The organism is Hymenobacter cyanobacteriorum, from assembly GCF_022631375.1.
Taxonomy (GTDB): Bacteria; Bacteroidota; Bacteroidia; order Cytophagales; family Hymenobacteraceae; genus Hymenobacter; species Hymenobacter cyanobacteriorum.
The window spans coordinates 19,276-38,964 of the sequence record NZ_JALBGC010000004.1; the positions used below are offsets into that span (position 1 = coordinate 19,276).

Sequence of the window (19,689 nt, forward strand, 5' to 3'; positions counted from 1 at the left end):
ATGGTCTACTAAGCCCTGCCAGCCTACAAGTTCTGCAGCACGAAATTCGTCATCTGTCGATACAGATGCAGCGAGGTGTTGCCGCCCCGGATGCCGTGGTTGCGGTTGGGGTAGTACAGCGTTTGGTAGTCCTTATTGGCCTTAATCATGGCATCGACGAAGGCGATGGAGTTCTGGAAATGCACGTTGTCGTCGCCGGTGCCGTGCACGAGCAGGAACTTGCCGCGCAGGTTCTGGGCAAACTGCACCGGCGAGTTATCGTCGTAGCCGCCTGGGTTTTCTTGCGGTGTTTTCAGGTAGCGCTCGGTGTACACCGTGTCGTAGTAGCGCCAGTTCGTGACCGGAGCCACCGAAATGCCCATCTTGAAAAGGTCCGCATTCTTCGTCATAGCCAGCGCCGTCATGTAGCCGCCGAAGCTCCAGCCCCAGATGCCAATGCGCGATTTGTCCACATAGGGCAGCGTGGCCAGGTACTTCGCACCCTCGCCCTGGTCGATGGTTTCGAGCCTGCCCAGGTTGGCGTAGGTGGTCTGGCGGAAATTGCGGCCCCGTGCGCCGGTGCCCCGGTTATCCACCGACACCACGATGTAGCCTTTCTGGACCAGCAGCTGGTGCCAGAGGTAGTTGGTGGCCGAGATGCCGCCGCCGGTGTTGTCGGCCACGGTTTGCGAGCCGGGGCCGCCGTACACGTACATCAGCACGGGGTATTTTTTGGCGGGGTCGAAGTTGCTGGGTTTCAGCATCGAGGCGTTCAGCTGGGTGCCGTCGCTGGTTTTGAAGCTGATAAATTCCAGCTTGCCCAGGTCATACTGGGCCAGGGTTTCGCGTAGCTTGGAGTTGTCTTCCAGGGTTTTCACCAGCTTGCCGGTGCTGCCTTCGCGCAGGCTCACCACGGCCGGCAGCCCGGCGGCCGAGTGCGTGTTGAGAAAATACTGAGTGTCGGGGCTCATATTCACCACATCGGTGCCGGGGCCGGCTTCGCTGAGGCGCTGCTTGCCGTGGCCGCTCACATTCACGCGGTAGAGGTGGCGCTGCAGCGGCGAGGCTTCGGCACTGGTATAGTACACGAAGCCGGTTTTGGGGTCGAACCCGTTCACGGCCGTAATCTCCCAACTGCCCTTCGTGAGTTGGCGCACGGGCTTGCCGCTCATATCATGCAAGTAGAGGTGCTGGTAGCCGTCCTTCTCGCTCGTGAACAGGAATTGCTTGCCGCCGGGCAGGTAGCGCAGGTCGTCGCTGATGTCGACGTAGGCCGGGCTGGCATCGGTCAGCACCACCTGGGTTTTGCCGGTGGTGGCGTCACCGTGCAGGATTTCGAGTTTGTTCTGCAGGCGGTTCAGGCGCTGAATGCTGAGTGTGTTCGGGGCCTGCGTCCACATCAGGCGCGGCAGGTATTGGTCGGGGTTGGGGCCCACGTCCATCTTCACGGTTTTGCCGCTGGCCACCTCGTAGCTGCTCACCGATACCACCGAGTTTTTCTCGCCGGCCTTGGGGTATTTGAAGCGGTATTCCTTGGGGTAAAGCCCGCCCCATTCCTGCATGTCGTACTCGGGCACCTGGCTTTCGTCGAAGGTATAAAACGCAATTTGCCGGCTGTCGGGCGACCAGCAAAAGCCCTGCGCGAAGCTGAATTCTTCCTCGTACACCCAATCGGCCGAGCCGTTGATGAGCTTGTTGGGCACGCCGGTGGTCGTCACGGCCTTCTCCTGCATCGTGGCCAAATCCGTCACGAACACATTGTTGTCGCGGGTGAAAGCCACGTAGCGGCCATCGGGCGAAAACGTGGCGTAGCCCTGCTTGCCGCCCGCGCTCAACGGCGTCAGCTTCCTGTTGCCGCGGTCGAACACGTAGTAGCTGGCCCGGGCGCTGCGCCGGTAAATGGGCTCGGTGCCGGTGGTAAATAGAATTTTCTGCTCATCAGCGTTGAAGCTGTAGCCGTCCACGGCCAGCGGCTTGGCCTCGCCGGGCAGCTGCAGTTCGGTGGCCGATACGAGCGTTTGCAGGGTTTTGCCGGTCGTCACTTCGTGCTGCACCAGGGTGCCGTTTTCCAGGGCCGAGTAGTAGCGGCCATCGTTCATCCAGTTGAAGCCCGGCACCGAGGCGGCGCGGAACGTAGGCCGGGTCCAGATGTCTTCCAGGGTGAGCGCCTGTTTCTGCTGGGCCCGGGCCAGGGTGGGGGTGAGGCTTGGCAGCAATGCCGGGCCGTTGGCAGCCAGCAGCGCAGCCAGCGCAACAAAGCGAAAACGCATAAATCAGGTAAAAAGAAACGAAAGCGAAATACGGGCGGGAGTAGGGCGTTAAAGGTACCACCGGCCGTAGCAGGGTTGCGCGGCCAGCCCCCAGTATCTTTGCCCTATGCGAATTCGCTCCTTGTTTTTCTGCCTGTCGGCGCTGGCCTCACTGGCGGCCTGTTCCAAAACCGATGCGCCCGTGCGGCTCGATTTTGTGGGCGCCACCGGCCTGCTATCGGGCAACCGCACCGTGGAAGCCGGCGACACCCTCGTAACGCATGCCTACGCCGTCGGCAACGACCAGCCCCTGAAAAGACTGCGCATCGAGGTAACCTACGAACCCGGCCTCGCGCCGATTCTTTACCCCATTCCGACTAGCAGCTTCGATACCACTAGAGCACCCCGGTCGCTTCGGGTCGTCTACCTCGATTCGTTGCTGCCCGCTGGCAGCGGCGGCGCAGGCCGGGGCAGCGAAATCCTGTTTGTAAACGGGCTGATGGCCCGCACCACCTCGGGCAAGGAAACCTGGACCTACACAGCCACCGATGCCAGCGACCAGACCGCCGCGCGCGCTTACCGCCTCACCGTGCGCAAAACCGATTCGGCCGCCGTGTTCCACAACTACCCGCTGATACTGCGCCCGATACCGTTCAAGGCACCCCGCCCTGCCAGCGTGCGCGACAGCCGCCGCGTGTTCCTGAACCTGCGCTCGGGCCTGCTGCTGCCTAAATATGCCGTGCTCAACAACAGCGCCTCGCTGCTAGCCAACCAAACCCTCGTCGACCTAGTGTGCGTGGCCAACCGGGCCGGCACCGCCGTAAGCCTGGCGGCCCCGGCGGACACCGCCAGCCGCGTGCCGCTGAACGGTAGCAAATGGCCTGCCGATGCCGACCATCGGCGCGCCACCGAAGTGCGCGCCGTGGGCCTCACCCCCACGCAGTTTGCCAATGCCGCCACCAACGCCGGTATTCTGGCGGTTTTCAATGCCGGTGCGGCTTACAAATACCCCAATGGCCTTACCAGCAATAAAACCACCGGCCCGCTGGCCCTCAACCAGGTCATCGCCTTCAAAGCTTTCGACAGCAACGGCGTAGCGTATTATGGACTACTGCAGGTAACCGCTTTCACCGGGGGCACCAACCCCCTGCTCACCTGCCAGGTCAAGGTGCAGAAGTATTAGCCACAACGCATAAAAAAGGGCCGCTCCTGCCAGAGCGGCCCTTTTTTATGCGTTGTGGCTGCAGGCGGCACAATGGCTCCCGGGCCGCTCAATGGCGTTTGCTTACGGCTAAAAAATCAGGCCCGCCGTTACGGTGGTGGTGTAGCGGCTGGCGTTGGTTTTAATAAGCGGTGCTATATCGACTCCTTTGCTGTCGTACACGTGGTAAGGGTTGTAGCTCTGGTTGAAAGTCGAATACACGCCTGCCGCGTCGAGGAAAAAGCTGCCCTGGCGCAGGCCCAGGCCGGCCGTGTAAAAATTCTGGGCGCGCTCGTTGTTGGCATCGGCCTGGTAGGGGTCGCCGTAGCGGGCGTAGCCAGCCCGCACCCGGAACACATCAAACCGGCCCTCGGCCCCGAAGCGCAGGTTCACGGTGTTGCGGTAGAGGCGCCGAACATCGGCATTCTCATCGGTGAACGAGTAGTCGTCGCCATTGGCGCCGTTGGGGTCGTTGTGCAGGCGCGCCTGCTGGTAGCCCACGTATTCCACATCGCCCGTGAGGAAGCCGTGCTTGCCCAGCGTAAGCGCCACCCCGCCATTGGCCCGGAAAGGCGTGGTGAGGGTATAGTCGTAGTCGTTGACGGGGCGCGAAACCTTTGGGCCCGTGCCCACCGGCAGGTCGCTGGGCACACGGTCGGTACCGGTCGCGCTGAAGGTGCCCACCAGGCTTTCGCTGAATGTGTCGCTCAGGCGCAGAAACGTGGGTGTTTGCACCGATGCGCCGAAACGCAAATTGTCCAGTGCCCGCACAATCACGCCCAGGCGGGCATTGAAGCCGCTGCCTTTAGTGCGCAGCTGCGTGCTGCTGGTCAGGCTCTGAAAGTGGGTGGCCGGGTCGTTGTCCGATTCCGTCAGGCTGCGGGTTTGGGTGAAGTTGGAGCTCACAAACCCAATGGCCCCGCCAATGTACAGCCGGTCGCGGTAGCTGGCCCCGTAGCCAATATCAAACTGCGACATCGAGCCCGAGTTGGTTACCTGTTCGCCTTGGTTCAGCGTGGCACCCTGTCGGCGCAACACCACGGCCGAATCTTTGCCGAATTGGGCGCCCGCCCTCCGGTAAGAAGAAATATTGGCCAGGTAAGCCCCGTAGGCCAGCCCAATATCGGAAGTGTAGCGGTTGGCTCTGGCCTGGGCATCAAGGTTATCGTAGTAACTCTGCGGGCGCACTCCGGCCTGCGGTTGCAGACGCTCCAGAAAAGAACCCTTCTCCAGCCCGAACGAGCCTTGGTAAGAGGTGCTCGTGTTGAAATCAGCCAGCCGGGTAAAGCCCAGCGCCAGCGCCCCGCCGCGCCAGTTGCCATCCTCGCTATCGGGCTTGCGGGTGGCAAACACCGCCCCGGCGCTGCCCACGTGGAAGCTGTTTTTGCTGTCGTTGGTGGCCGCACCCGTGCCGCCGTCAAGGCGGCTGTCGCTCTGGCCAATGCCAACGCCGGGCGCAAAGTGAACCTCCGACTTCTGGAACAGGCCCAGACCGGCCGGGTTGCTGGTGAGGTTGCCAAAATCGGCCCCGAGGGCCACGTTGGCCCCGGCAATGCCCTGGGTGCGGGCCGGGCCACCAAACTGCTGGCGCGAATAGCGCAGCGCATCGCTGGCGCCCTGGGCAAAGGCGTGGCCGGCCTGCCCCGCAACGAGGGCCAGGCTAAGCCATAAAATCCGTTTTTTCATGGGATGGGGGAAAGAAAAGGAGCCGGCCGTCGGGCCGGCTCACTGGGGAAGTTTTTGCAGAAAATAACGGAAGCGGCTTAGTCGCGGCCCCGGCGACCGCCCCCGCCGCCCCCGCTGTTGCCACCCCCACCACCGCCATACGACGGGGCCGGTGCCGAATACGACGGCTGGCTGTAGCTGCGCTGGGGTTGCTCGTAGGTGCGCTGGCGCGGTTGCTCATACGTCTGCTGGCGGGGTTGCTCGTAAGTGCGCTGGCGCGGTTGCTCCGCGGCCTGGCCATTGCCCACCGGCTCACCAAACACGTTCTGGAAGAAGCCACCGCGGCGGCGGCCTTCCTGCGGTGCCGTAGCGGGTTGGCCCTGGGGCTGCATTTCAGCGGCGCGGTTGCGGCCGTTGTTGGGGTCGGCAGCTACGGGAGCATCCATGGTGCGGTAGCGGGGGCGCACGGCATCATCCATTCGCTGGGGCTGGTTGTTGTAGCCGCCAGCAGGGGCAACTTCGGCGCGGCGGTTGCGGTTCATCCCGTCCGAAGCTGCGTCGCCCACCAGTCCACCAGTGCCAGCCACCCGCTCGCTGCGACCGTGGCCGCCCGTAGTGGTTGTGCCGCTTCCGGCGCCCACGGCGGGAGCAGCGCTGTAGCCACCATCCGAAGCCCGGTCGGTGCGGTGGCCATAGGTGCGGCCGCCGCTGCGGTTATCGCCGCCATAGTAGCCGCCGTTGTTGTTGCCATAGTAGCTATTGCCATAGTAGCCGCTACGACCATAATAGCCGCCGTAGTAGGCCCCGCCATAGTAGTAAGGCGAGTACCCGTAGCCATAGCCATAGCTATAGGGGTTGTAGCCAAAGCCGCCATAGTAAGGCCGCCCGAAACCAAAGCTGATGCTCAGCCCCGTGCTATAGCCGTAGTAAGGGCTGTAGCCATAGCCATACGGGCTATAAAAAGAGCTGTAAAAAGGGTCGTAGCCGCCGTAGGCATATGGCGAATAGCCGCAGGCCCCGCCACCCCAGCCGTAGCCAAACCCGGTGCAAATGCTGCCGAAAGGTGCGTAGCTAAGCGTGGTATACGGGCTGTAGGGCGAATAACCGTTCAGGCCAGCACCGTAATAGGCCGAGGTGCCGCCGTAGCCGGGCACGCCGCGCATGTACGTGTAGTTATTGTCGTAGTACTGCGTCGACCCGCTGTTCTGCTGAGCCGAAGACGACGAGACTCCGCCATTATAATCGGGGTTGGCCTCTTCGCTGGCGTAAGCTGGCGCGGGCGCGGCCTGTACCACGGCCGTGGTGCGGTCTTTCGAGGAATAATAGACCCCATCGTCTTCCGACGATGTAAGGGCCGACGTGCCGGCGCAACCACCCAGCGCGAACAGGGCCAAGGCGGGCAAACAAGCGGTGAGTAGGTTTTTCATGACTGAAAAAAAATGAGGAGAGGAAGCCTTCGGTAAAGTAACAACCTATACGATGGAAGTGGGATGAAGAAGCTACTAGTCAGGCTGTATTTGGCGAAGAACCGGGCCGGGCGGGTGTTGGTTGGGGGCCAACTGCCGAATTTGGAGACGTGGCGCGGTCCGCGCTTTCCTAACGTAATTTGGGCCCGAAACGGTGCCCTTGGTGCTACTCAATTCTTGTACCAGAGTCGGGAACTTTTTCAATTACCCCTAAGATGCCTCCCATGAGCAAAAAGTTGCCTACCCGCCAGGAAGATTACTCGTTGTGGTACAATGAGTTGGTGAAACGAGCCGGTCTGGCCGAAAACTCCGCCGTGCGCGGCTGCATGGTTATCAAACCCTACGGCTACGCCATTTGGGAAAAAATGCAGCGCCAGCTGGACGATATGTTCAAGCGCACCGGCCACGAAAACGCCTACTTTCCGCTCTTCGTCCCCAAAAGCCTGTTCGAAGCCGAGGAAAAAAACGCCGAGGGCTTCGCCAAAGAGTGCGCCGTAGTTACCCATTACCGCCTCCAGACCGACCCCGACAAGCCCGGCAAGCTGCGCGTCGACCCCAACGCCAAGCTCGAAGAAGAGCTGGTGGTGCGCCCCACCTCGGAGGCCATCATCTGGAGCACCTACAAGAACTGGGTGCAGAGCTACCGCGACCTGCCCCTGCTCATCAACCAGTGGGCCAACGTGGTGCGCTGGGAAATGCGCACCCGCCTGTTTCTGCGCACCGCCGAGTTTCTGTGGCAGGAGGGCCACACCGCCCACGCCACCGCTGAGGAAGCCGTAGCCGAAACCCGGCAGATGCTCGATGTGTACGCCGAGTTTGCCGAGGAGCACATGGCGCTGCCCGTGGTGAAGGGCGTGAAAACCCCCAACGAGCGGTTTGCCGGCGCCGAAGACACCTATTGCATCGAAGCGTTGATGCAGGACGGCAAGGCGCTGCAGGCCGGCACCAGCCACTTCCTGGGTCAGAACTTCGCCAAGGCTTTTGATGTGCAGTTTGCCAATAAAGAAGGCGTGCGCGAGCACGTGTGGGGCACCAGCTGGGGCGTGAGCACGCGCCTGATGGGTGCCCTCGTGATGGCCCACTCCGACGACGAAGGCCTGGTGCTGCCGCCCAAGTTGGCCCCGATTCAGGTGGTCATTGTGCCCATCTACAAAACCGGTGAGCTGGATGCCTTGCTGGAGCGCATTAAACCCATTCAGATGGGCCTGATTGCCCGCGGCATTTCGGTGAAGCTGGACGCGCGCGACACCGAGCGCCCCGGCTTCAAGTTTGCCGAATGGGAGCTGAAAGGTGTGCCCGTGCGCTTGGCCATCGGCGCGCGCGACCTCGACGCCGGCATGGTGGAAGTGGTGCGCCGCGACACCAAGCAGAAAATGAGCCTGCCCCTGGCCGATATCGTGGCCAGCGTCGACCAATTGCTCACCGACATCCAGACCAACATTTACGAGCGCGCCAAGAGCTTCCGCGCCGCTCACACCACGCGCGTCGACAGCTACGATGAGTTCAAGCGGATGCTCGACGAGGAGCCCGGCTTCCTGCTGGCCCACTACGACGGCACTTCCGAAACCGAGGAGCGCATCAAGGAAGAAACCAAAGCCACCGTGCGCTGCCTGCCCCTGAACGAGGCCGACGAAGAAGGCATCTGCATGGTGACGGGCAAGCCCAGCCCGCGCCGCGCCTACTTCGCCCGCGCCTACTAGCCCGCACCCGTTCTTGAACTGCAACCGGCCCGGCCGGACGACTTTGGTCGTCTGGCCGGGCCTTTTTTGTGGTGGAAGTTGGGGGCCTTTAACTTATTTTTTTAGTATGAAAATATTAAATAGTTTAACTATATTGTGTCATGATTCATCATTTCTTCACTTAACCCCCCGTCGTTATGCGCGCATACCTGCTCCTCGCCCTCTTATGTATTGCGGTTGTTGGCCGCGCGCAAACTCCCGTGCCGGTGCCGGCCAAAGCCATTGCCCGCCTCGAGCAGCTGGTGCGCAAAACCCAGGCGGTGGTAGTTATTGGCAACACCAGCGGCAACCTGCCGGTCGAAGCCCGCCCCAAGCTAAATCGGGTGCTGGTCGACGCCTCGGCCGAGTTTCTGCGCCAGGCTTCGCATAATCCTACCCGCGAAGGTTACTTCAAAACGCTGGATGCCAGCCTGGCCCGCCTCAACGCCCTGGCAACCGAGGTGGAAGACCGCCAGCAATTGGCCGAATATTTCCAGGACGTGCTCGACATCGTGGGGCTGGAAAGCTCGGATGGCCGCCTCACGGCCTTCGTCGAAAACACGCCGCCACAACGCTAGAACCCTGATTATCCGTCGGAGTCCCGCCCGAACGCGAAAAGCCGGCTGTTTCCGATTCGGTAAACAGCCGGCTTTTCGCGTTCGGGCGGAGCCCGGCGTGCCTGTTATTCTCATATTTGGAACATTATGCCCATCTTTGTGCTTTTCCTGCGCCTAATTGCTTTAAAATAGCCGGATAATTATACTTCTACCATTATGAAGCGCTTCTGCTGCAGCATGTTTTTATGCTGCCTGGCCTTTTTTTCGCATGCACAGCTACGTCCGGGCTCAGCCCTGGTAGTGAGCCGGCTCGAAGATTTTATTGAAGCCACCAAGCACGTGGCCGAACCCAGCGCCACCACTAAAAGCCAGATTGAAGCGCGCCCCGAGCTGAACCGACTGCTCGTAATTGCCGCCTTCGATTTTGTGCAGATAACCCGCAGCGCGCCCGGCCGCGAAGCCTATCTGCAAGCTATGGACCATGGCCTCGAACGATTCGAACCGTTGATGACGACGCCCGATGCCCGCCGCGAAGTAGCCGAATTTTATGTCGACCTGATGGACATCGTGGGCATTGATAACTCCGATGGCCGCCTCGACGCCTTCGTGGCCCGGCAGCCCGCTGTCCCGCTCAAAGCTTCAAACTAACGCGACTATCAACCATACAGAAAGCCCCGGCTCGTGCTGCGAGCCGGGGCTTTCTGTATTGAAAATCGCCAGAATTATTTCTTGGTGATGGTGAATTCGACGCGGCGGTTTTTCATGCGCGTTTCTTCCTGGTCGTTGCTGGCAATGGGTTTGGTATCGCCAAAGCCCTCGGTGGTGATGCGGCCGCCGTTGATGCCGTGGCTGCTGAGGTATTTCTTCACCTCGTTCACGCGGTCGAGGCTGAGCTTGAGGTTCAGCGCGGGGTCGCCCTGGTTGTCGGTGTGGCCCGAGAGCTTGATTTCCACCGTCGGGTAGTCCTTCATGATGCGGATGAGGCGCAGCAACTCGGGGTAGGAGCTGGTGGTGAGGTAGTAGCGGCTCTGCTGGAAGAAGATGTTGTTCATCTTCACCGTCTGGCCCACGTTGAAGGGCACAAGGTACAAGTCCTGCTTCTGCTCGGTGTACTTGTCCTTGGCCGTCACGTCGAGGTTGGCGTTTTCGGCCAGGTAGCCTTTGGCTTCGGCGCGGTAGCCGTACTGCACGCCGCTGGGCAGCACAATGGTGTATTCGCCGGTGGCGGGGTCGGTTTCCGTCACGCCGATTTCCTCGCCCGTGAGCAGGTTTTCGTAGTGAATAATGGCTTTGAGGGGCTTGCCGGTGGCCTGGTCGAGCACCTTGCCGGTTACCAGCGTCACCACTTCGGGCTGGAAGGCGGGGGCCAGCGAGATGCGGAAAATGTCCTTCGAGCCGCCCGTGCCGTTGCGCGACGACACCAGGTAAGCATCCTGGCCGGCAGCCGAGATGGTGTAGTAGGCGTCGAAGTCGGGCGAGTTCACCACCGGGCCGAGGTTGCGCGGGGGGCTCCAGTTGGTCCAGGTGTCGTCGAGGCGCTTGGTGTAGAAGATGTCGGACTTGCCGTAGCCGCCGCGCCCGTCGCTGGCGAAGTATAGCGTCTTTTCATCGGCGGCCAGGAAGGGGGCGAAGTCGGCGCCGGCCGTGTTCACGTTGGGGCCCAGGCTTTTGGGCTTGGTCCATTTCTTCTGGCTTTTCGTGTCGTGCATCACGCCGGGCAGGTTATCGTCCTTCGGGAAGCTCACGAAAATGTCCTGCCCGCCCAGGCCGTCGTTGCGCTCCACGGCCATGAGCAGGGCCTTGCCCGAGGTGGAGAGGTAGGCGTCGATGTTCTGCGGGTCCTTGTTGTAGTAGTCGTCGATGTCGACTTTCACGGGCTTGCTCCAGCCGCCGGCGCCGCGCTTGCTCATGCTGAAGCCTTTGGGCTCCATCAGGCCGTCTTCGTACACGCCGATGAGCAGGGCCGTGCGGCCGTCGGCCGATACCGAGGCCAGGCCGTTGGGGTCTTCGGGGGTGTTGCTGGGCTCGCCCATGTTCTTGGCCTGACCCCAGGTTTTGTTTTTGCCCGACACCAGCTTGGAGATGTAAATGTCCTGCGGGTCGCGCGCGCCGCCCACGTTGGTGGGCGCGCTCTGGCGGGCGAAGTAGAGCGTGCGGCCATCGGGCGAGATGACGGGGTGCGTGTCGACGTAGCGCGTGTTTACGTTGGGGCCAAGGTTCACGAGCGAGGAGTCAAACTGGGTCGATTTCACGGCCTCGGGGCCTTTTTCGCCTTCGAAAGCCTGCTTTACCATCGTCGAGGCCACGTCGGCAATGCCGATGGCGTCAATCTGGTTCACGCCTTCCACCTTGCCGGTGTTCATGAACACTTTCGCGCCGATGGTGCGGTACTCGGCGGCGGGAAATTTCACCTCCAGCGTGCGCGAGGGCTCGGGCAGGGGGCCGGGGTTGGCGTTGGTATACACCTCGTGGTGCACGCCTTTGGTATCAATCAGTTCGATTTTGGTGATGGAGCCGGGGTTGAAGTTCTCGACCACGGTAATCTGCTGGGCTGCCACTGAGCGCAGAAATTTCACCTCGATGAATTCGCCGGAACCTTCCTTGCGCGGAATCCAGGCGTTGTTGCTGATTTCGCCCAGCGGCAGGGCGTTGGGGGCACCCAGCACCTGCGAAGGCGCGAAGGGTTCCTTGCCCTCGGCTTTCTGCGACGAAGCCTCCACCAGGCGGGCCGCCCATTGCACGTGCTGGGCCTGGGCCGGGGCAGCGGCCAGCAGGCCCAGGGCCACCGGCACAGTCGCCAGCAGATAATTCAAACGACGATTATTCATAGCAAAAATGGCAAAAAGTAGTACTGGCTAAGCGTAGTCAAGCAAATGTACAAAATTGCCGGGTTGTTTCGATGGGTTTGCCAGCCGCTAACCTAACGAAAAAGTATTTTTTCGACCAGTCCTTCCGCTGTAGTACCTTCCCGCTACAACCCGCCGGCTGCCTAATGCGCCGGGGCAAGCAATGTGATTATTCGGTGGCTTTTGGCGGGAGTTCGAACAGCGGCGCGGTGGCTGGCGAGGAAGCTGTTTGCGTGTAGAGACGCGACACTTTGTGTCTCGGCGTGCGCACCGTTGAACGGTTCTGGCCCGGTAGCGCGGTGCCGGAGACGCGAAGTGTCGCGTCTCTACATTGTTCTACTAGTCGCCAGCCTGCCCCTCGCTACCCAAGCGCAGGTGCTGGTGGGGGCCACGCCGTTTGGGCCGGTGTTTCGGGGGCTGCGGCCGGCGGGGGCCGATACCTCGCTGCTGCTATTGGCCCGGGCGCGGCGGGTGGGCGTGAGCACCTTTGTGCAAACCAGCGGCGCGCGCGGCTACCTGCTGCTGGGGCCGCGCCAGCAGCTGCGCTACCGCGTGGGCACCGATTGGGTGTATGACTCCCGAGGCACGCCGCCCTTCGTGCGCGAAGACTACGGGGCCGACCTGGCCCACATCATCAGCCTCGGGGCCGGCCAGCACTGGCAGGTGGGCCAGCAGCTGCACTACGACCAGAGCCGCGCCAATAACACCCGCACCGGCCTGTGGCTGGGCCGCGTGGGCTACCAGCGCCGCCTGCGCCCCGGCCTGGCCTCCGACTCGCTGAGCCAGCTGCGCCTCACCGTGCTGGGTGGCCTGGCCACCGACCGCCGCAACGGCCGCCAAGATGCCGGCCTGGCCTACGGGTTCGATGCGGCCGCCATTTATTTTCTGAACGGGGCCACGGCCGCGCCCCTGGTGGCGCGCGTGCTGGGCACCCGGGCCAGCCTGGGGCCGCGCACCATGCAGCGGCTGGTGGCCGAGGCCACCGGCGAGCAGGCTTTTCTCGAAAATGCGGCCCTGACGGTGCAGGGCCGGCTGGGCTACCGCACCAACCGCGCCGAGGACTACCTGTTGGGCTCGGTGCAGCGCATTCAGTCCGACACGGTGCTGGCGCAGGCGGGGGCCAGCTACCGGCTCAATGCCTACACCACGCTGCGTTCGGACAACAGCGTGCTTCTGCCGACGCGGGCATTTCGATATCGGCGGCTGGGCGAGCGGGCCGACACCCTGCAGGATGTGGGCTACCGCCAGCGCGAGCTGGATACCCGGCAGGAACTGCGCTTTGCCCGGCCCCGGGTGCAAACCAGCCTCAGCTTTGCGTACCGGGAGCGGCGGCGTGGGTACTACCTCGACAATTCGCGCAACCTGAACGCGGCCCGCCTGGCCGCCGCCCTGGCCCGCGAGCAGGTAAAGGACATCACCGAGCAAACCACCTTGTGGCAGGGCGCGCTGACCTGGCTGCCCACGCCCCGGCACGCGGTGGCCCTGCAAGGCACCGCCCAGCTGCTGCGCGTGGACGCCCCCAGCAAGGACAACCAGCAAACCCGCGACGAAGCCCAGCACCTGCTGCGCCTGACCTGGACGGGCCGCTGGGCCGGGGCCTTCCGCACCACGCTGGGGGTGGCGGGCGAGTACCGGCAGACGGTCTTCATAAGGGCGGGGCTAAGTGCGGAGAACTATACCGACCACCTGCTGCACTGGGAGCCGGGCTTCACCTGGGCCCCGGGGCGCTGGAGCATCCGCTCGCAGTACCACCTGTGGGTGAGCTACCAGGTGCGCGACCAGGCCACTGAGCAGGCCCGCAACCGCGCCAGCCGCGTGCTCGAGCAGTCGCAAAGCCTCAGCTATCAGCTGCGGCCGCGCCTGCTGCTGCTGGCCGACTACCAGCGCCGCGAAAACCGTGTGGGCCAGCTCAACTGGACGCAGTTTCGGGAGAGCCCGCTCGATACCAGCGTGACGCACGACCTGAGCGTGGGCGCCCGCCAGAGCTGGGCCGGGCCGCGCGGCAGCACCAGTTTGCGCCTGGGCTATCGCCTGCTCGAGCAGCGCAACTACGGCCGCGCCGCCCTGCTGCTCGACCAGCCTACTGGCCCGCCCACTTCGCTCATCTACCTGCACAACATCACCCGCCAGCAGGGGCCCGAGGTGGGCATCGAGCGGCGCGCCGGGGGCCTCACCCTCACGGCCAGCCTGTGGCTGCAGTGGCTGCGCACCTACTATGCCTACCAGCTGGGCAAGGGCAGCTTCAACGGCACCAGCTACGCCGCGGCCGACCTGGACCGCGAGACGCGCCGGGTGCTGCCGTATTTCGAGGTGGCGGCCGAGTGGCGGGTGGGGCGGCGGTAGGAAAGGGACGGAAGAGTTTAACCTTTGGATTGACTGACCGTATTGCCCGGACTGCCTCGTCGTTCTTCCTTCATCCACAGCCACATGAAGCACTTACTACTTTCTCGTCTTACCCTGCCTGGCTGCCTGATTGTACTGCTTTCCGCTACCTCGGCCCAGGCCCAGCAACCAACCATCGACCCGGGTCTTGTGCCCACCCGCTGCTACGCACCGGCGGCGGCGCGGCAGGCCGTGCAGCTGCCCGATGGCAAGCGCGTGCTGCTGGGCGACTGGGTGCGGGCCGAAGGAACGTCCACCGGTCCGCTGGTGCGCTACCTGGCCGGCGGCACGCAGCCCGATGCTGTTTTCAATACCAACACGCAGGGGTTGACGGGCGAGGTGCAGCAGGTACTACCCCTGGCCAATGGCCAGCTGCTGGTGGTGAGCCACTTAGGCTACAGCCTGACACTGGGGCCGGTAACGCGCCGCGTGCTGCTGCGCCTGAACGCCGACGGCACCCCCGATGCTACTTTCAGCGCGGGCACGGCTACCGGGGCCGGAGGCAGTATCCACGCGGTGCTGGAGCAGCCCGATGGCAAGCTGGTGATTGGGGGCGGTTTTGCGAGCTTCAATGGGCAGCCGGCCGGCGGCCTGGTGCGCCTGAACCCTGACGGCAGCCTCGATACCGCCTTCCAAACCGCCTTGGGGAATAACGGATTCGACAATTTCTTCGGCGTGCTGGCCCTGGCGCGGCAGCCCGATGGCAAGTTGCTGGTAAGTGGCGGGCGCTCCACCACTCCCGGCCAACGCCCGCACACGCTGTTGCGCCTGCTGCCCACCGGGGCCCTCGATGCCACGTTTGACGACCGCGCAGGCCGGGCTACCCTGGTGGCGGGCCTGGCCCTGCAGCCCGATGGCCATATTCTCGCGGCGCTGGCTCCCGTGCTGGCCACCGATAGCCTGGGCGGCGCTCCAGCCAACGGAGTGGTGCGCCTCGACGCCACCGGCCAGCGCGATGCCAGCTTCGTGCTCGATGCGCAGGTATCGGTGCGGGGCTTCCTTATGGGGCGGCCCTCCGAGCCGGTGCGGTCGGCCGTGCTGGTGCAGCCTGATGGCCACATCCTGGTGGCTGGCCCCCAGCGCCTGCTGGCCAGCGGGGCCCGCGATGCCTCGTTTGCGCCCGACACCACTTTTTCCCAGCGGCTCATCCCGGCCAGCATGCAGGTGCTGCCCAATGGCCAGGTGCTGCTGGCCGGCCCGCTGCGCCACTACGCCGGGGCCGGGGCGGCCGCGCAGGGCGTGGCGGTGCTGAATGCCGACGGGCAACGCGACGCGGCTTTCGTGCCTAGCCTGAAGGCCGTGGGCCGGCTTAATGCCGTGGCCCAGCAGCCCGACGGCAAGCTGCTGGTGGCCGGTTTCTTTGATGAGCTGAACGGCCAGCGGGTGGGCAACGTGGCCCGCCTGCTGGCCGATGGCAGCGCCGACCTTGGCTACAGCCCGGCCAAAGCCGACGACGAAGTGACGACCATGGCGCTGCAGGCCGACGGCAAGGTGCTGCTGGGCGGGCGCTTTCTGGGGGTGGGCCCTGCCGCGCGCCCGGGCCTGGCCCGCCTGCTGCCGGGCGGGGCCCTCGATGCCGCCTTCGCCCCGGCCCTTACGCGTGCTAGCAACGCTTCTTCGCCCTACTACGGCCCGGCCGACGTGGTGCAGCGGGTGGTGGCCTTGCCCGGCGGGGCGGTGCTGGTGGCCGGCAACCTGCGGGCCGGCCCCAGCCACACCAAAATTGTGCGCTTGGATGCCGCTACCGGCCAGCTCGATGCCACCTTTCAGCTGCGGGCTGATACGGCCAGCACCGTTGCCAGCGTAGAAGACGTACTTGTGCAGCCCAACGGCAACCTGGTGGTGGCCTACCGGCGGGCCAGCGTCGCGGGATATTCCCGCCTGCTGCGCCTGCTACCCGGCGGTGGCCTCGACCCGGCCTTTCTATACACCGGCTATACTGGCGGCGAGGTTTTCCAGATTAAAACGCTTGCTCAGGATGCGGCCGGCCGGCTGTATTTCGGCGGCGAGATGTACTCCTCCAGTGGTGGTACGGCCCGCCTGGCCGTGCGCCTGCTGCCCGACGGCACGCCCGATAACAGCTTTTCAGGAGGATACCCTTACAGTGGCCTTGGGCTCCCGGTAAGCCGGGTGTCGAAACTGCTGGTGCAGGCCAACGGCCGCGTACTGGTTGGGGGCTACTTTGTGCAACCTACTACGCCGCCGGCCGGCCAGATGCCCTACGAAGCGGGGCTGGGCCGCCTGCTGGCCACCGGCGCCTTCGATTCCTCGTTCGACCCCACGCGTGGCCCGCAGATGGTCGTGGCCGATATGCTGGTGCAGCCCGACGGTGCGATTGTGGCCGTCGGGGCGTTCACCGCCGCCGGCGGGCAGGCCTACCACGGCCTGGTGCGCCTGCGCGATGCCAACGTGCTGGCCGTGGCGGGCCCGCAGCCGCTGCTGGCCCGCACCGAGGCCTGGCCGGTGCCGGCCCGCGGCCAACTGCACCTGGCACTGGCCGCCGAAGCGCACCCGCGCCAGGTGCAGCTGCTCGATGCCCTGGGCCGCAGCGTGCTCACCCAACTCCTCACCACGGCCGAGTGCACGGTGAATACCGCCGCTCTGCCCGCTGGCGTGTACCTGCTCCGCGTAGATTATGCCACCGGCCCCGTGAGCCGGCGCGTGGTGCTGGAGTAGTCCGGAGCCGGCCGTTTCGCCCGGTGTTGCCGGGGTTCAATGGAGCGGCCGGATGGCGGGCGGGTACCGCAGAAGCGGAGAAAGCGCTGGATTACTTTTATACTACCACCTCGCGCGGCAGTTCGGCCAGCAGCGCTTCCAGGCCCGCGGCCAGCGCTTCGGCCGCTTGCTGCAACTCGGCATCGGGCGCGGCGGCAGCTTCCAGCGCATCGAGGCCGGGCGTGAGGGTGGCCGCACCCAGCAGGCGCAGCGAGGGGCGCAGCTTGTGGGCCAGGGCGGCGGCAGCGGGCCAGTCGGCGGCGGCGTGGGCGGCGCGCAGCTCGGCCACGCTGCCGGGCGTGTTGGTGTGGAAGGACGTGAGCACCCGGTTCATGAACGTGGCGTTGCCGTGGGCCGTCTGGCGCAGCAGCGTCAGGTCGAACAAGGGCACCGGGGCCGCAGCCGGCTCTGTTTGCGGTGCGGCTGCCCCGGGCCGGGCCGCCGCCGGGGGGCGGGGGGCGCGCCGCCGGCGCGGCGGTGCGGCCGGCGCGGGGGCTCCCAGGCCCGGTAGCGCGCCCGTAGTGCCCGCAATCAGGCCGGCGAGCTTGCGCAGCAGCTCGGCTTCGTCGAAGGGTTTGGGCAGGGTGTCGTTCATGCCGGCGGCCAGGTACTTTTCGGCATCGGCCAGAAAGGCGTTGGCCGTGAGGGCCAGGATGGGCGTGGCTGCCCGCGCCGCATCGGCGTGGGCCCGGATGCGGGCGGTGGCATCCAGGCCGTTCATGCCCGGCATCTGAATATCCATCAGCACGGCATCGTAGCGGTGCTGCTCGAACAGCTCCAGCGCTTCGAGGCCGCTGCCGGCCTCGTCTACCAGCACGCCGTGGCTTTCGAGAAGCAGCAGGGCCACTTCGCGGTTCACCGGGTTGTCCTCCACCAGCAGCACGCGGCGGCCGCGCACGGTGTTTTCGGGCTGGGGCGGCGGGGTTTCGGCGGGCTGGGCGGGGGCCTTGGGCAGCGTGAGGTAAAAGGCAAAGGAGCTGCCCTGGCCCACCTGGCTCTGCACCGTGAGGCGGCCGCCCATTTGCGTCACCAGCGCCCGGCTGATGCTCAGGCCCAGGCCGGTGCCGCCAAACTGCCGGGTAGTGTCGGCGTAGGCCTGGGTGAATTCCTGGAAGATGGTGTCGAGCTTGTCGGGGGCAATGCCGATGCCCGTATCCGTCACCCGAAACTCCACGGTTAGCGTGTCGGCGGTTTCGCTCACCAAAAAGCTGCCCACCGTGATGGTGCCGCCCGCCGGCGTGAACTTGATGGCATTGGCCAGCAGGTTGAGCAGAATCTGGTTGATGCGGTAGGAGTCGCCCACCACCCAGGGCAGGGGGCAGGAGTCGCGCAGGCGCGTGCCGATGACCCGAATGCCCTTTTCGGCGGCCTGCAGCACCAGCGGCTCGGCGGCCTGCCCGGTGGCATCGCAGAGGTTGAACACGCGCTGCTCCAGCTCGAGCTTGCCCGAGGTGATTTTGGCCATGTCGAGCACGTCGTTCACCACGTTCAGCAGGTGGCGGCCCGAGTACTGAATGATGTCGGTGTAGTTGCGCTGCTGCTCGCTGAGCGAGGTTTTGGCCAGCAGCCCGGTCATGCCCAGCACCCCGTTCAGCGGCGTGCGGATTTCGTGGCTCATGTTGGCCAGGAAGTTTTCGCGGGCCACGGCCGAGGCTTCGGCCACGTGCTGCGCGGCCTTCAAATCGGTTATGTCGTTGCTCACGCCCAGAATGCACACCGTGCCGTCGGCCATCGTGATGGGGCAGCGCACGCTCTGGTACCACCGCTCCTCGCCGGTGGGCAGCAGCATGCGGTCTTCGCTGGCCACGGGCTGGCCCGTGCGCAGGGCCTGCTCGTCGGCTGCGGCCACCGCCCGGATGTCGTCGGCCTCCAGGGCCTCGTCCAGCGAGTCGGAGCCGGTGAGGTGCAGCAGGCGGTCGCGCAGCGCGGCCATGGTGCGGTTCTGGAAGATGATGCGGCTCTGGTGCCCCGCCTGGTACTGCTCGCGCACGTAAATCAGGTTGGGGGCCAGGTCTAGCACCTGCTCGGTGAAGGTTTGCTGGGCTTTCACCTGGGCTTCGCTCTGGCGGGTGCGGGCCTCGGCCAGCCGCCGGGTTGTGATGTCGAAGCCGTAGCACACCACCATGCGCAGCACCCCGTTGGCCCCGAAGATGGGCTGGTAGTAGCACAGCCAGTAGAGCATGGGCGTACCGTCGGGGCCGGGCCAGCGCTCCTCCCAGCTCACCAGTGCCCGCGTGCTCACCGCCCGCTCGAACAGCCGGTGGCGGCGCAGCGCCACTTCGGGCGGCAGGCCCCGGGCTGCGCAGTGCTCGGCAAATGTGCGGCCGATGCGCGCGCGCCGCCGCACCGGGTCGGGCTCGGCGTAGGGGTTCACGTAGCGGTAATGCTCGTCGGGGCCCAGCACCGTCACCACGGCCGGCAGGTGGGCCATAATGGTTTCGTAGAACTCGCGCTGGTCGGCCACGGCCTGCTCGGCCTGCCGCTGGGCCGTCACGTCGGTTAGGAATAGCAGCACCGAGTCATCTTCTGCAATGGGCACCGCCGCCAGCACATACAGTGCCCCGTTGGCCGCAATGCTGTGCTGCCCGGGCTGCCGCTGTCGCAATGCCTGCCCCACCGCCTGCAGCAGCTGCGAGCGCAGCCGCGAAGGCCCGACCGCCTGCAGCTCGGCCACAATGGGCGTGGCGGCGGCGTTGGCGTAGCGCAGCGTGCCGCCGGCATCGAGCCGGAGCACGGGGTTGGGGTTGAGCTCGGGCACCTGGGCGCGGCCCTGCAGCTGCGCCGCCAGCTCTTCGGCCTGTTCACGGCGGGCACGCTCGGCCAGGTAGAGCGCGCGCAGAGCCGCCGCGTCGGAAGGAAGATGGTCGGTAGGTATCAAAGCGGGTGGGAAAGCTGGTGCGTTAGGGGCGGC

At 64.8% G+C, this 19,689-nt stretch carries 11 protein-coding genes; 6 read left to right on the top strand and 5 right to left on the bottom strand.

Annotated features, from left to right (window positions below; all coding sequences use genetic code 11):
* Nucleotides 1-23: 23 nt before the first annotated feature.
* Nucleotides 24-2,249, bottom strand: a complete 2,226-nt coding sequence (locus MON38_RS14285) for a S9 family peptidase (protein ID WP_241936862.1) — start codon at nucleotides 2,247-2,249, stop codon at nucleotides 24-26.
* A gap of 106 nt (nucleotides 2,250-2,355) precedes the next feature.
* On the opposite strand from MON38_RS14285, the gene MON38_RS14290 reads away from it, so the two are divergent.
* The gene (locus tag MON38_RS14290; RefSeq protein ID WP_241936863.1) at nucleotides 2,356-3,411 is read left to right on the top strand and encodes a hypothetical protein; all 1,056 of its coding nucleotides are present in this window, start codon (nucleotides 2,356-2,358) and stop codon (nucleotides 3,409-3,411) included.
* A 108-nt stretch (nucleotides 3,412-3,519) separates the two neighbouring features.
* Here the strand turns inward: MON38_RS14290 and MON38_RS14295 are convergent, their stop codons facing one another.
* Nucleotides 3,520-5,115: an OmpP1/FadL family transporter gene (locus MON38_RS14295; RefSeq protein ID WP_241936864.1), complete on the bottom strand. Its 1,596-nt coding sequence runs from the start codon at nucleotides 5,113-5,115 to the stop codon at nucleotides 3,520-3,522.
* Nucleotides 5,116-5,192: 77 nt separating this feature from the next.
* A complete protein-coding gene (locus MON38_RS14300; protein ID WP_241936865.1) occupies nucleotides 5,193-6,521 on the bottom strand; it encodes a hypothetical protein in 1,329 nt (442 codons plus the stop codon).
* A gap of 263 nt (nucleotides 6,522-6,784) precedes the next feature.
* On the opposite strand from MON38_RS14300, the gene proS reads away from it, so the two are divergent.
* The 3 genes from proS (at nucleotide 6,785) to MON38_RS14315 (ending at nucleotide 9,483) form a co-directional block, all read left to right on the top strand.
* The gene (proS, locus tag MON38_RS14305) at nucleotides 6,785-8,260 is read left to right on the top strand and encodes a proline--tRNA ligase (RefSeq protein ID WP_241936866.1); all 1,476 of its coding nucleotides are present in this window, start codon (nucleotides 6,785-6,787) and stop codon (nucleotides 8,258-8,260) included.
* Between the two features lie 176 nt (nucleotides 8,261-8,436).
* On the top strand, nucleotides 8,437-8,856 hold the full coding sequence (locus MON38_RS14310) for a DUF4844 domain-containing protein (RefSeq protein WP_241936867.1): 420 nt from the start codon (nucleotides 8,437-8,439) through the stop codon (nucleotides 8,854-8,856).
* Between the two features lie 279 nt (nucleotides 8,857-9,135).
* Entirely contained in the window at nucleotides 9,136-9,483 is a 348-nt protein-coding gene (locus MON38_RS14315) for a DUF4844 domain-containing protein (protein ID WP_241936868.1), read from the top strand.
* Nucleotides 9,484-9,557: 74 nt separating this feature from the next.
* Here MON38_RS14315 and MON38_RS14320 read toward each other — a convergent pair whose 3' ends face one another.
* A complete protein-coding gene (locus MON38_RS14320; RefSeq protein ID WP_241936869.1) occupies nucleotides 9,558-11,663 on the bottom strand; it encodes an OmpA family protein in 2,106 nt (701 codons plus the stop codon).
* A gap of 333 nt (nucleotides 11,664-11,996) precedes the next feature.
* Here MON38_RS14320 and MON38_RS14325 point away from each other — a divergent pair, with 333 nt between their 5' ends.
* Nucleotides 11,997-14,024: a hypothetical protein gene (locus tag MON38_RS14325; RefSeq protein WP_241936870.1), complete on the top strand. Its 2,028-nt coding sequence runs from the start codon at nucleotides 11,997-11,999 to the stop codon at nucleotides 14,022-14,024.
* An 84-nt stretch (nucleotides 14,025-14,108) separates the two neighbouring features.
* On the top strand, nucleotides 14,109-16,739 hold the full coding sequence (locus MON38_RS14330) for a T9SS type A sorting domain-containing protein (protein ID WP_241936871.1): 2,631 nt from the start codon (nucleotides 14,109-14,111) through the stop codon (nucleotides 16,737-16,739).
* 97 nt (nucleotides 16,740-16,836) lie between these two features.
* Here MON38_RS14330 and MON38_RS14335 read toward each other — a convergent pair whose 3' ends face one another.
* Nucleotides 16,837-19,656 carry a response regulator gene (locus MON38_RS14335; RefSeq protein WP_241936872.1) on the bottom strand — a complete coding sequence of 940 codons (2,820 nt, stop codon included), beginning with the start codon at nucleotides 19,654-19,656 and terminating at the stop codon, nucleotides 16,837-16,839.
* Nucleotides 19,657-19,689 lie beyond the last annotated feature (33 nt).

Coding starts and splice junctions, on each gene's coding strand:
- MON38_RS14300 (WP_241936865.1), bottom strand. CDS start 6,521: ATGAAAAACCTACTCACCGCTTGTTTGCCCGCCTTGGCCCTGTTCGCG.
- MON38_RS14290 (WP_241936863.1), top strand. CDS start 2,356: ATGCGAATTCGCTCCTTGTTTTTCTGCCTGTCGGCGCTGGCCTCACTG.
- MON38_RS14285 (WP_241936862.1), bottom strand. CDS start 2,249: ATGCGTTTTCGCTTTGTTGCGCTGGCTGCGCTGCTGGCTGCCAACGGC.
- MON38_RS14320 (WP_241936869.1), bottom strand. CDS start 11,663: ATGAATAATCGTCGTTTGAATTATCTGCTGGCGACTGTGCCGGTGGCC.
- MON38_RS14295 (WP_241936864.1), bottom strand. CDS start 5,115: ATGAAAAAACGGATTTTATGGCTTAGCCTGGCCCTCGTTGCGGGGCAG.
- proS (WP_241936866.1), top strand. CDS start 6,785: ATGAGCAAAAAGTTGCCTACCCGCCAGGAAGATTACTCGTTGTGGTAC.
- MON38_RS14330 (WP_241936871.1), top strand. CDS start 14,109: ATGAAGCACTTACTACTTTCTCGTCTTACCCTGCCTGGCTGCCTGATT.
- MON38_RS14310 (WP_241936867.1), top strand. CDS start 8,437: ATGCGCGCATACCTGCTCCTCGCCCTCTTATGTATTGCGGTTGTTGGC.